A 12,011-nucleotide genomic window follows, 5' to 3' on the forward strand; every position below is an offset into this window, starting at 1 on the left:
GCTATTTCATGTGTCATCTATGTTGACAGGCTCCGATGCTGGTGTCTGGCGAGTTGCCAAGTGGCCAGCGGGCCGCCCGCTGGCGGCCTCCGAGCCTCGGCAGGCCCTGCACCGGGGTTCCCGGCTCGGGCCTGCTTGATGCTGCGCCTCACCCCTTGGCCGGGGCCGCGGCCTCCACCTTCGCCTGGTCGCGGGCCAGCTCCTCGCGCAGGCTGCGTGCCCGGTAGTAGAAGGTCACGAAGGTGGAGTTGATGACAATGAACAGCGAGTACATCACCGGGATCAGCAGCATCTGCTGCTGGGTCTCGCCGGTGAAGGAGAGGGTGATGATCAACACCGCGAGCGGCCCGTTCTGGATGCCGGTCTCCAGCGACACGGTGCGGGCCTTCAGCGGGTTCAGCCGGGCAGCGCGGCTGAACCAGTAGCCGATCAGGAAGCCGCACAGGCCCAGCCCGATGGCCGCCAGGTAGACCTCGGCGCCGGTGGTCATCAATAGCTGCCAGTTGCGCGGCACCCAGGTCGCGATCAAGAAGACGATCACCACCACGCCGAGGATGCCGCCCAGCAGCTCGGTGCAGGCCCCGAGGTTGGCGTTGCGCTGGCGCAGCCACATGCCGAACAGGGTCGGCACCAGCAGCACCCCCAGCACCGCGACGATATTGCCCGAGGGGATCCGGAAGGCGGCGTCGATGCCGGTGGTGTAGAGGGCCAGCACCACCGGCACCATGACCACCGCCAGCAGGGTCGAGCAGACCGTCATCAGGATGGAGAGGCCGAGCAGGCTCCTCGAGAAGTAGGCGAAGATGTTGGAGGTGGTGCCGCCGGGCACGCAGCCCATCAGGATCAGGCTGACCGCCTGGATGGGGGACAGCTGCAGGGCGCGGCCGATCAGGAAGGCGAGCAGCGGCATGAACAGGTACTGGGAGGCGAAGCCGATGCCGATCGCCTGGGGATGGCGCAGGGCGATGCGGAAGTCCTTGAAGGTCAGCGACGATCCCATGCCCAGCATGATCACGGCCATCATGATGGCCAGCAGCGTTTCCTCGAGTGGGCTCAGCATGATGGGCTCCCGGCGCTGGCGGCGTTTGGGTGATCCTTCAGATACTCGGCGCGCAGGTCCTTGCGCAGCACCTTGCCGATGGGGCTCTTGGGCAGGTCGTCGACGAATTCGATCTGCTTGGGCACCTTGTAGCGGGCGAGGTGCTTCCGGCAGTGGTCTTTCACCGTCTCGGGGTCGAGCTCGCCGCGGGTGACGATATAGGCGCGCACCGCCTCGCCGGTGTCGGGGTCGGGCGCGCCGATCACCCCCACCTCGTGGACGGCGTCCAGCAGGGCGATGCAGTCCTCCACCTCGTTGGGGTAGACGTTGAAGCCGCTGACCAGGATCAGGTCCTTCTTGCGGTCGACGATGCGCAGGTAGCCGTCCTCGTCCATGGCGGCCACGTCGCCGGTATGCAGCCAGCCGTCGCGCAAGGTCTCGGCGGTCGACTCCGGCTGCTGCCAGTAGCCCTGCATGACCTGGGGCCCCCGGACGGTGAGCTCCCCGGCTCGCCCTGGGCCACCGGCGCGCCGCCTTCATCGACCAGGCGGACCTCGGTGCCCGGCACCGGGATGCCGATGCTGCCCGGCTTGCGCGTCCCCAGCAGCGGGTTGAAACTCACCACCGGCGAGCTCTCGGTGAGGCCGTAACCCTCCACCAATGGGGTGCCGGTGACCCGCTCCCAGCGTTCGGCCACGGCGGCATGCAGGGCCGTGCCGCCGGCCGCCGCCGCGCGCAGCCGGCGCGGCGGGTAGAGGCTGAACCACTCCTCGTTGAGCAGGGCATTGAAGAGGGTGTTGACCCCGCTGATCCAGCTGATGGGGTAGTTCTCGATGGCGCGCTGCAGGTTCTGGATCGGCCGCGGGTTGGGCACCAAGACGTTGTGGGCGCCGTGTTTCAAGAAGGCGAGCAGGTTCACCGAGAAGGCGAAGATGTGGTAGAGCGGCAGGGCGGTGAGCACGCACTCCTCGCCGTCGCTGATGTGCGAGCCGGCCATCGCCTCGATCTGCGCCACGTTGGCGAGCAGGTTGGCGTGGCTGAGCATGGCGCCCTTGGCGATGCCGGTGGTGCCGCCGGTGTACTGCAGCGCGGCGAGGCTCTCCGGGGCCAGGTCGCGCCAGTAGTCGCTCACCGTGACGCCTTGCGCCTGGCGTAGCCGCCGGCCCTCGGCCAGCGCCTCGCCGAGCGCGGTCGCCTCGACGGGGCAGGGGGAATCACCCGGTTCCAGTACTTGAGCACCGCCTTGACCACCTGGCGCACCACGGGTGGGAAGCCATGGGCCAGGCTGGTCGTCACCACCTGGCGGATGGCGGTGTGGGGCAGTACCTCGGGCAGCTTGTCGACGAAGAGGTCGACGATCACTAGCGCCTCGGCGCCGCTGTCGCGGAACTGGTGGGTCATCTCCGTGGCGGCGTAGAGCGGGTTGGTGTTCACCAGCACGCAGCCCGCCTTGAGGATGCCGAAGACCACGATCGGGTAGCTCAGGCAGTTGGGCAGTTGCACGGCGACCCGGCTGCCGGGGGCGAGCTGAAGCCCCTCGCGCAGGTAGACGGCGAAGGCGTCGGAGGCCTCGTCGACCTGGGCATAGCTCAGCGCACCGTTCATGCCGTTGGGCATGCAGCTGGTGAAGGCCTTCTGGGTGGCGAAGCGCTCGGCGCTGGCGCTGATCAGCGCGGCCAGGTTGGGGTGTTCCGGGGGCGGCAGCTCGGCCGGGATGGCGCCGTAGTGGCGCAGCCAGGGAGGCTGTTTTCCGGGGAGTGTGGCGGCGTCCGACAATGACTCCATGGGGTGCCTCCCTGGGGCGCGATTATTATTTTAGTACCTTCTTGATAGCGCTAAATGGCCCCTCTGCACCCCTTTTATTGCCACCTGGCGCACGCTCTTTCACGCCCCGGGTTCACAGCGCCTCGGGCGAAAGGTCCACCACGACCGGGTCGTGGTCCGAGGAGCGGAAGGGATCGGGGCGGAAGTGGGGGGCCGCGTTGTCCGGCCCGTCATAGCCGAGGAACACCGGCTCGTCGGCGTTGATGGGCCAGGGCCTGACCCTGGCGACGGCCCCGGCCAGTTCGGGGCTGGCCAGGGCGTGGTCCAGGTAGCCCGACTCGCCGCGGAACACATAAGTGTAGCGGCGCTCCGGCGGCAGCTCCCGGGCCATCAGGTCGACCAGGCCGGCATCGGTCAGGGTGCGGATCGGGTCCTCGGCGCCGTAGGCGTTGAGATCGCCGGTAAGCAGCAGCCGCTCGCTCCCCTCGGCGGCGAGGCGCTCGAGAAAGCCATTCATGGCCCGGGCCTGGGCGACCCGGCGCTCATTCCAGCAGCCCTGGCCGCGGTCGATATCGCCCCGCGACGGGCAGCCGGTCTTCGACTTGAAGTGAGCGGTCACCACGCCGAAGGCCGGGCCGCCCTGGGCGCTGCGAAAGAAGGCCGCCAGGGGCGGGCGGTGGTGGACGCGGTCGTTGTCGGCGTATAGCTCGCTGACCGCCTCCACCCGGTCCGGCCGGTAGATCAGGGCCAGCTTGATGGCATCCGAGCCGCGGTCGGCGCTGCCGCCCACCGCGCGATAGCGCACCCCGGTCCGTTCGCTGAGCTGCTCGACTAGGTCGGCAAGTGCCCCCGGGTCGTTCTCCACCTCCACCAGGGCCAGGATGTCGGCGTTCAGGCCGGCCACCGCCGCGGCCAGCTTGGCCCGCTGGCGCTCCAGCTCGTCGGCGTCCGCGGCGCCGCGCTGCCCCAGGGTGGTGAAGTAGTTCTCGACGTTGAAGGTCGCCACCCGCCGCCGCTCTCCCGGTTCGTCGAGGGGCCCCGGTCTCGGGTTGGCCTCCTCGAAGCGCGGCTCACGGGTCGGGTGAAGGCGGTAGGCGTCGAAGGCGTGGGTGGGCACGCCGGTGAGCCCTGCGACCCGGCTGCCCACGCGGCGGGTGCCATCGTCGTTCAGGTAGGGAATAGGATCGGGAAAGGCGCGGTAGCTGCCGTCGTCCAGCATCAGGACGGCGCGCTCCTGGTCTTCGCCGGGCGCGTTGGTGGGCCGGAAGAGGCGCTCGTTGGCCAGCCTCAGGGAGCCGTAGCGGGCGAGCTCGTAGTTGCCGGTGACGGTCAGGGGCTCCGGGAAGGTCACCAGCAGGCCCGACAGCCGCGCCAACGCGTCCTCGTCCAGCGGCCAGGATAGCGCCTTGGGCTCGGGCAGCCGGTCGCGGGCGCAGCGTTCGACCCGTTCGACCCGCTGCAGCTGGACCCGGCCGCGGTACTCGCCGGTGCGGGCGTGGAGCTGAACGTGCTTGCCCGGGCGGAGGCGCTCGGCGTCGTGCGCCGTGGCCCCAGGCATGTAGACGAACAGGCCCACCGGACCCTGCTCGGTGGCCTGCTGGAGGTAGAAACCGTTCAGGTTGTCGCGGCCGAGGAAGGCGCCGGTCACCACGCCCTCGGTGACCACCGCCCGGCCCTCGGGCAGGGGCGAGGCGTCGCCGGCGCCCTTGATGGCGGCCAGATCGGCGGTGGAGGCCTCGGGACAGTCGGCCGCCGCCGGCGCGGTCGTCAGCAGCAGGGCCAGCAGCAGCGCCGCGCCGGCGGCCACGGGGTGGCGCCGGGGCCGGCCGACGGTGCGGGGGAAACGTCTCGGTCATCCTGGCCTCCATGTCGGTGTTGCGACTCCTTGGCAGTCGCGTCAGCCTACCATTGACAGCTCCGCCAGGCTCGCCAGCACGACCACGGCGCCGTAGGCCGCCACGCCGGCGGCTATCGGCCAGCCGAGCGAGCGAAGCCGGTACCACACGAGCAGGGTGGCGAGCACCCCGACGACGGTGGCGAGCCAGGAGATGGCGTCGGTGGTCGTCGGCACCAGCGAGACGCCGAGTACCGCGGCGATCATCAGCGGGCCGAGGATGCCGAGCCACTGGGGCGTGGCCTCGAGGCCGTCGTCGCCGTCGAGCCGCGCCAGGCGGCGGCGCATCCACAGCAGCGGCAGCAGTCGCATCAGCAGGGTGCCCGCCGCCGAGACCAGCACCGCCAGCCAGAGGGCGTTACTCATGGCGTCCTCCTCTCGATGTCACATTGCACTTCACCAGATAGAAGCAGAGCGCGCCGCAGGCGGCGGCCAGGGGGATGGCGGCGTTGGTCAGCCCGGTCACGGCCAGCAGCAGGGCGATGGCGATGCTCACGCCCAGCGCCAGCGACCAGCGTCGACTGGTGAAGCGGGGGGCCAGCAGCACCAGGAACAGGGCCGGCAGGGCGAAGGGCATGATCTCGCCGAGCAGCGGCCAGCGCCGGGTCAGCTCCTCGCCGGCCACCGCGCCCAGCGCGGTGCCGCCAATCCAGCTGGCCCAGGCCAGCAGCGCGGCGCCGGTGAACCAGCCGAGGCGCTGCGAGGCCGGCAGCTGCGGCAGCCGGGTGTGGGCCAGGGCGAAGACCTGATCGGTGAGGCCGTGCATCAGCCAGGGCCAGGCGCGGCTGGTCGTCAGCCAGGGCGCGATGTTGGGGGCGTAGACCACATGGCGGGCGTTGATCAGCAGCGTCATGATGACCACCAGCCACAGCGGCGACCCCGCGGCGACCATGCCGACGAACAGGAACTGCGAGGCGCCGGCATAGACCAGGGTGGAGATGAGCACCGCCTCCCAGGTGGTAAAACCGGCTTGAACGGCGATCAGCCCGAAGGAGATGGCCACCGGCACATAGCCGCCCAGCAGCGGGATGGCCTCGCGCAGGCCGGCAAGCCAGGGGCGCGAGAGGGCGTTGGTGGCTTGCAGACTCATGGGCTGTCTCCCTCCCCGGTATAGATGACGGTCAGCAGCAGCGTGGCCCAGGCGTCGTGGGTGCGGTAGAGGTGCGGCCGGTCGGCGGGGAAGGTCAGGGTCTCGCCCGCCGAGAGCACTGTGGTGTCGCCTTCCGGGCCGGCCTCCAGCCGGCCGCTGATCAGGGTCAGCGATTCCCGGGCGCCGGGGTATGGGGCTCGGCGCGGCGAACGGTGTGGGGGGCGCAGCGCATCCAGTAGGCGTCCACCTGGGGGCTGTCCTTGCCCTGGTCGAGCAGCCGCACCTCCACCCCCTCTTCGCCCAGCGGCACGCTGATCGGTGCCACCAGGGTGCCGAAGGGCACGCCCAGCTGGACCGCCAGCCGCCAGAGGGTGTCCAGGGTGGGGTTGCCATTGCCCTGCTCGAGCCGCGACAGGTTCGATTTGGCGATGCCGGCGGCGGCGGCCAGCTGAGAGAGCGACCAGCCCCGGGTCACACGGAGGGACTGCAGGTGCTGGCCGAGGGTGGCGAGTGAGCGCTTATCCATGACGGGCCCTGTTGGCGTTCCATTTAACGAACGTTCTATTAAAGGAACAGCCGGCTGTCAATCCCTTTCCCCTTCATCGGCAGGGATCGACAAGGTGCCTCGGACTGCTAGTCTGGAGAGGCTGAACCCGCTCATACGCTTAACTCATCAAGGATGGACTATGTTGTTGACTCGCAGCACGATATCAGGACTGGCGCTTCTGGCGATGGCCGGTGCTCCCGCCCTTGCTCATGCTGAGCCCGACGAGTGGGGGATCATCGTCTGGTACCGAGGATTGAGGGGAGCGAGCTGCTTTCCTACGAGTACGCTGAATTTGGAAGCGTCGAACTGACCTTTGGGCCTCGCGAAGATGGCGAGTATCCTGATGCGCGCACTCTGGAAGGTGAGCATACCCAGCTGCTCTACCTGCTGCGCAGACCGGAGGTGAGCCCACTACAGGTCAAGCGCGCCTACCGCCAGGGGCTGGAGGATGCCGGCTTCGAGATCGCGTTTGCCGGCAGTGGCCGCGACGAGCTCGGTCGTCGCTTTCATCGCTTCGACACCTTCGACCGCAGCCGACCCAGCGGGACCAGCGTGCACGATTATGGCTGGTCGAGCAGTGAAAGTGACAGGCACTTCCTGGCCGCCCGCCATACTGAGGAAGCGGTTTTCGTGAATGCCTATATCCACGAGAATCGGCGTGATGGCGGCGAGCCCGTGCTGCGCGTCGATGTCGTGGAGAAGCCCGAGGAAGCCCCCGCTCTGGGTGTCGTGGCCCCTGAGCCTGCAGAACCGCCACAGGAGCGTGATGAGATAGTGGCCGCGCACGACGCTGAAGACCTGAGTGCTGCCGAGATAGAGGAGGGCATTGTTGCGGAAGGCAGAGTCGCGGTGCGGGATATCCTCTTTGAGTTCGACAGCGCCGAGATTATCGACGAGTCGGCCGATGCCCTGGCCACCATCGCCGAAGTGTTGGAGTCGAGCAGCGAGCTGGAGCTGGTCATTGTGGGCCACACCGATAACGTCGGCGACTTCGACTATAACCTTAGCCTCTCCATGGAGCGGGCTCAGTCGGTAGCCGATTGGCTCGAGGAGCGCCATGGCCTGGATGCCGACCGTCTGCAGCCCGCCGGTGCCGGCATGATGGCGCCGGTGGCCACCAACCGCACCGAGGAAGGCCGCGAGCAGAATCGGCGGGTCGAACTCGTGGAGCGCTGATCGCTCGTACCCCGGCGCCACGCTTGGCGTGGCGCCGAGGGGAAGGCAATCTGATCATGGGCGGGGGACTGGTAGTGCTGGAGTCGTTCCCAGCGCGACCCGCCGCACCAGGCGACGTCGCCATCGAGATCCCAGTCAATGATCATCCCCTGACTGACGTCGTCCCGCTCGGGGTGCGGGACTCGCTGGTCGAAATCGGGTCGGAAGACCCCATCGACTCGGATGCGGATCGAGCCCAGGATCGGCTCGGCGGTGATGGCCTCCGCCATGGCCCACTGGCCGCTGCCGTCCACGGTGTTCACCACTTCGCGTCCAACCAGCATGGGGCCCTGAATACGCATACCGAGCTCCAGCGTGGGCGTTTCGGGATCAATGGGCACTCCGCTGACCTCAATCTGTGCCGGCACTGGCTGTGGGTTCCAGTTCGCGACAGGGATGTTGAGGCCCTGGTAGGGGCTGTCGTCGCCCGCCCACAGCAGGCGATAGCCGATCCGCTCAGGAAACTCCGCCCTGCCCGGCAGGTACTCATACATTACCGCGTCGTCGCGAACGTGGACGATGTCGAAGGCGCTTGGCAACTCACTGCCGCCGCCCTTCGCGGTCTCCAGTGCGAGCACTCCCTCCATGTGACCGAACGTGGCACGTTCAAAGGTGCCGGTCTCCCAGTCCACGCCCTGTAAGGTGATGCCCCGTGGAATGGGGTCGCCACCGAAGGCGGAGGTGCTTGGAGTGTCGAGGCTGCTCCAGGTGGCCGCCTCCTGTCCTTCGAGCAGTCCGTCGACACGGATCTCGTAGTGGCAGCAGGCGCCGACCTGGAACGTCGTCTGGGCAGTCAGCGCTTCGTTCTCGACCGCGGTGGCGGTGACAGTGACGGGGCCGGGCTGACCGGGGGCGGTAAAGGTACCATCGGCATCGATGGTGCCGCGGTCGCTGCGCCAATCCACCTCGATGGGCCTGCCAAACAGTGCCGGATTATCGGCGGCAAACTGCCAGGAGTCACCGGGCTCGAGGCAAACGAGCTGTGCGCAGCCGTCTTCTTCAACGACAGTTATGGTGCCGAGAGGAATCTCGACATCGGGGCGCTGCACCGGGGCGATGGTCGGGCCACGAGTCATGGTCGAGGAGATGGAAAGGGTGACATCCACCTCACCGGGAGCTTCCGGTGCGGTGAAGGCTAGCCCATCCATCGACCCTGCCGAGGTGTCGATCTCGAAATTGCTCACACCATCGAGTGAGGCGCCGGACGCCCGGATCATTCTGGTCTCTCCCGGCTCCATGCACGCTGGCAGCTCGAAGTTCATGGCGCTCAGGGTTCCTTCGAGAGTCGCCTCTCGCACCTGCGTGGCAGCCGGCTCTGGCCCGGCATTGGTCACCCGTGTGAACGGCCCCTCATTGGTTTCCTCCAACGGCACGAGCCAGCGCTTGGTACCGTCGGCAATCACCTGATGCTCGTAGACCATGCTGATATGCCCCTCGGCATCCGCATCTGCAGGCTCAATCTCTAACTGGGCCACGGCGAGTCGGTCGCGTGGTTCGTCGGGGAGACCGCTGACCTCGATCGTTTCGATCAGCAAGGGACTGGCGGCATTCGAGCGGATGACCCGGTCAATGGAGAAGTTCTCAAAACTGCCGTAGGCGCCGGCATGCCAGGTCTCGCTTGGGACCGCGCCGTAGTAGCGGTCGCCCCTGGGCTGGTTGATCCGTGCGACGAATTCGGGGAAGGCACGGTCAAACACTTCGGAGCCCAACGATGGGTGATAGAGGTAGCTCATACCGTGATGGCCGTCATCCGATAGCTGGTGCATGAGTGATCGGATGTGGGCGATGTTGTGCTTCGCACCGAGCCTGTCGCCGACGAACAGAATATAGGGCGCCTTCTCATAGCCTTCGGCAACAGGGTGAGCGAGAAACGGCTCTTGCAGCTCGAGGCTTCGCTCGGTAGCCGCCAGGACATCGATCAAATCGCTATTGGGGAAAGCGAAGGCAATGCCGACGGCCTCGGCAATGGCCTCTTCGAGGTTGAAGACCTCCTGGGCGGGCCGCAAGCTTAGGGCTGGGCTGCGGGCGGAAGCCGTGTGATACCACTCATGCGCAAGCGTTTGCGATAATCTGTCATCAAGGGCGACGGTGCCAACTTCCAATGTCAAGCTGCCAATGTTCTCCACGCCGCCAACCAGGGCTCGGGTGCCGTCTTCGTCACGCGCGAAACCTTCTTGGAGCAAGACTTGGCGCTCGTTATTCCTTCTGAGCCGTAGGTTTGACGGGAACAGGCCGATGTCATCGAACCATTCGCGGATCTCGAGCAGGGTCTCGCCGATGCGCGCGGCCTGTTCCCTGGCCCGGGCATACGTGGCGGCTGAGGTGTCGCAGTAATCTGCAGCTCTGATGTTGTCGCACCGCACGACAATATGGCCCTGTGTAGTGTCGCTGGAACGGCGCGTCTCGAGCTGGAGCTCCGGCGAGAGCCATAGCGGCTCGGCGCCGACAGGAGAGGCGAGTAGTGCGATAAGAGCAGTGATGGCATAGCGGTTTGGAGTTGGCATTGTCAGCGTTGTCCCTTTGAATCGTCTCCATTTTTCACGTCGCTTGCTGGCGGGATTGCCGGATCTCGCTCACCGATCAATAGGTCGCCAGCTGACTCCGCAGTGTAGAGGCACGGCTCTGTATATGCTTACTCCCCATGAGGGTAAGTCGATATTGGAGGCAGGGAGGGCTTTGTCCAAGGTTGGTTGAGGTGGCTGGCGGACAGTCGCCAGCGGGATGTGGTGTCGGGACCGGAGCTGGGAAAGGGGCAGGGGAAAGGGGCGGGGCGAAACGTCGGAAGCGGTTACGCCCCCCCTGGGGTCAGGTGGGCAGGCCCAGCACCGCGGTGGCGATGGCGAAGTAGATCAGCACGCCCACGCCGTCGGCGATGGAGGTCACCAGCGGCGCGGAGGCGGTGGCCGGGTCGAAGCGCAGGCGCTGCAGCAGGAAGGGCAGCAGCATGCCGATCAGGCTGCCCATGATCACGATCAGCACCATGCTCATGGCCACCACCATGGCGATCTCGGTGCCGGCCCGGAAGATACCCACCACCGAGACGGCCAGCGCCATGGTCAGGCCCAGGCCGATGGCCACGCTGACCTCGCGGCCCAGCAGCCTGGCCCAGTCGCGGGTTCGCACGTCGCCGGTGGCCATGCCGCGCACCATCAGGGTCGCCGCCTGGGAGCCAGCGTTGCCGCCGCTGTCCACCAGCAGGGGCAGGAAGAACACCAGCGCGATATAGGCCTCGATGGTCTCCTCGAAGTAGGCGATGCCGGCGCCGGAGAAGATGTTGGCGAACACCAGTAGCACCAGCCAGACGATCCGCTTGCGGTAGAGATCGAACAGGCTGGCCGAGCGCAGGCTACCTTCGATCTTGCCTATGGACATCCCCTTGTGCATGTCTTCGGTGGCTTCCTCTTCGGCTACGTCCATGGCGTCGTCGTAGGTGACGATGCCCACCAGACGGTCGCCGCCGTTGGTCACCGGCAGGGCCATCAGGTCGTAGCGTGAGATCAGCTTGGCCACCTCCTCCTGAGGGGTCTCTACCTTGGCCACCACCAGCTCTTCGGTCATCAGACTCGCCAGGGTGTCCTGGGAATTGGCCAGGATCATCTCGCGCAGCGACAGGGTGCCGAGCAGCCGGCCCTCAGCGTCGACGCAGTAGATCTGGTAGATGGTCTCGGCGTTGGGGCCGGTGCGGCGTACTTTCTCTAGCGCCGTGGCCACGTCCGCCTCGGCGGGCACGGCCACGTACTCGGAGGTCATCAGGGCGCCGGCGGTTCCTTCCTCGTAGCTGGCCAGCTTGCGGATATCCTCACGCTCGGCGTGGGCCAGGCGGCGCAGCAGGCCCTGCTGGCGGGGCTCGTCGAGCAGCTTGAAGAGGTCGGCACGCTCGTCGGCATCCATGAAGTGCATCAGCTCGGCGAGGGTGGCGTCCTCCATCTCGGCGGCAAGCGCGCTCTGGGTTTCCTCTTCCAGGTAGCCCAGGGCGCTGGCCCGCTGCTCCATGGGCAGGTAGTCCAGCAGGGAAATGGAGGTGTCTTCCTGCTCGTGCTGGATGAACTCGGCCAGGTCGGCGAGCTGCATCTCGGCGACCAGGTGGCGAATGGCGTCGGTGTCCTGACGCTGAAGGGCGCTGCGCAGGGAGGCAGCGAGAACGGCATAGCTCATGGTATGGCTCCTTGGCGCGCGTCACTGGGGCGCGCAGGAACCACGGCCTAGCGGATAGGCAGGGGCAGGCTCCGGCGCACCACGCAAGACGACGCGGCGCGATCAATCGAGTAGTCGGTCGTGTAATGGCGACTCGGAGGTTCCATTAGATTCCTCTAAGGGGGTTTCGCTGCCATGCAGCAGCGCGGCGATAGTAGACACTTGGCTAATGGAGGTCAATGGCGAGGATTAGAATTTTTCTCAATCGCACTGCCTCCCCCAGGCCTGCTCATGCCCAGGCCGCCCCGGCGCTTGCCGGGGCGCTGTC

Annotated in this window: 9 protein-coding genes and 1 pseudogene; 1 reads left to right on the top strand and 9 read right to left on the bottom strand. The window is 67.1% G+C overall.

Features of this window, described 5'->3' with window-relative positions; genetic code table 11:
• Positions 1-148: 148 nt before the first annotated feature.
• The 8 genes and pseudogenes from ACSJDS_RS06410 to ACSJDS_RS06445 form a co-directional block, all read right to left on the bottom strand.
• The gene (locus ACSJDS_RS06410) at positions 149-1,060 is read right to left on the bottom strand and encodes a bile acid:sodium symporter family protein (protein ID WP_473032533.1); all 912 of its coding nucleotides are present in this window, start codon (positions 1,058-1,060) and stop codon (positions 149-151) included.
• On the bottom strand, positions 1,054-1,434 hold the full coding sequence (locus tag ACSJDS_RS06415; RefSeq protein ID WP_473032534.1) for an AMP-binding enzyme: 381 nt from the start codon (positions 1,432-1,434) through the stop codon (positions 1,054-1,056). The genes ACSJDS_RS06410 and ACSJDS_RS06415 overlap by 7 nt, the downstream gene beginning before the upstream one ends.
• Positions 1,386-2,171, bottom strand: a complete 786-nt coding sequence (locus ACSJDS_RS06420) for an AMP-binding protein (protein WP_473032535.1) — start codon at positions 2,169-2,171, stop codon at positions 1,386-1,388. The genes ACSJDS_RS06415 and ACSJDS_RS06420 overlap by 49 nt, the downstream gene beginning before the upstream one ends.
• Entirely contained in the window at positions 2,168-2,824 is a 657-nt protein-coding gene (locus ACSJDS_RS06425) for an AMP-binding protein (RefSeq protein WP_473032536.1), read from the bottom strand. The genes ACSJDS_RS06420 and ACSJDS_RS06425 overlap by 4 nt, the downstream gene beginning before the upstream one ends.
• A 112-nt stretch (positions 2,825-2,936) precedes the next feature.
• Entirely contained in the window at positions 2,937-4,610 is a 1,674-nt protein-coding gene (locus tag ACSJDS_RS06430) for an ExeM/NucH family extracellular endonuclease (RefSeq protein ID WP_473032537.1), read from the bottom strand.
• A gap of 90 nt (positions 4,611-4,700) precedes the next feature.
• Positions 4,701-5,063, bottom strand: coding sequence for an AzlD domain-containing protein (locus ACSJDS_RS06435; protein ID WP_473032538.1), 363 nt, complete (start codon positions 5,061-5,063; stop codon positions 4,701-4,703).
• Entirely contained in the window at positions 5,056-5,787 is a 732-nt protein-coding gene (locus ACSJDS_RS06440) for an AzlC family ABC transporter permease (RefSeq protein WP_473032539.1), read from the bottom strand. The genes ACSJDS_RS06435 and ACSJDS_RS06440 overlap by 8 nt, the downstream gene beginning before the upstream one ends.
• Positions 5,784-6,313 (bottom strand): annotated as a pseudogene (locus tag ACSJDS_RS06445) (helix-turn-helix domain-containing protein). The gene ACSJDS_RS06440 and the pseudogene ACSJDS_RS06445 overlap by 4 nt, the downstream one beginning before the upstream one ends.
• 246 nt (positions 6,314-6,559) lie before the next feature.
• On the opposite strand from ACSJDS_RS06445, the gene ACSJDS_RS06450 reads away from it, so the two are divergent.
• On the top strand, positions 6,560-7,510 hold the full coding sequence (locus tag ACSJDS_RS06450; protein ID WP_473032541.1) for an OmpA family protein: 951 nt from the start codon (positions 6,560-6,562) through the stop codon (positions 7,508-7,510).
• Between the two features lie 2,844 nt (positions 7,511-10,354).
• Here the strand turns inward: ACSJDS_RS06450 and mgtE are convergent.
• On the bottom strand, positions 10,355-11,704 hold the full coding sequence (gene mgtE, locus ACSJDS_RS06455) for a magnesium transporter (protein WP_473032542.1): 1,350 nt from the start codon (positions 11,702-11,704) through the stop codon (positions 10,355-10,357).
• Positions 11,705-12,011 lie beyond the last annotated feature (307 nt).

The organism is Halomonas sp. SL18_1 (assembly GCF_055755715.1).

Bases quoted from the DNA above. Each gene is read 5' to 3' on its own strand.
- ACSJDS_RS06410 (WP_473032533.1), bottom strand. From the start codon at position 1,060: ATGCTGAGCCCACTCGAGGAAACGCTGCTGGCCATCATGATGGCCGTG.
- ACSJDS_RS06415 (WP_473032534.1), bottom strand. From the start codon at position 1,434: ATGGACGAGGACGGCTACCTGCGCATCGTCGACCGCAAGAAGGACCTG.
- ACSJDS_RS06425 (WP_473032536.1), bottom strand. From the start codon at position 2,824: ATGGAGTCATTGTCGGACGCCGCCACACTCCCCGGAAAACAGCCTCCC.
- ACSJDS_RS06435 (WP_473032538.1), bottom strand. From the start codon at position 5,063: ATGAGTAACGCCCTCTGGCTGGCGGTGCTGGTCTCGGCGGCGGGCACC.
- ACSJDS_RS06440 (WP_473032539.1), bottom strand. From the start codon at position 5,787: ATGAGTCTGCAAGCCACCAACGCCCTCTCGCGCCCCTGGCTTGCCGGC.
- mgtE (WP_473032542.1), bottom strand. From the start codon at position 11,704: ATGAGCTATGCCGTTCTCGCTGCCTCCCTGCGCAGCGCCCTTCAGCGT.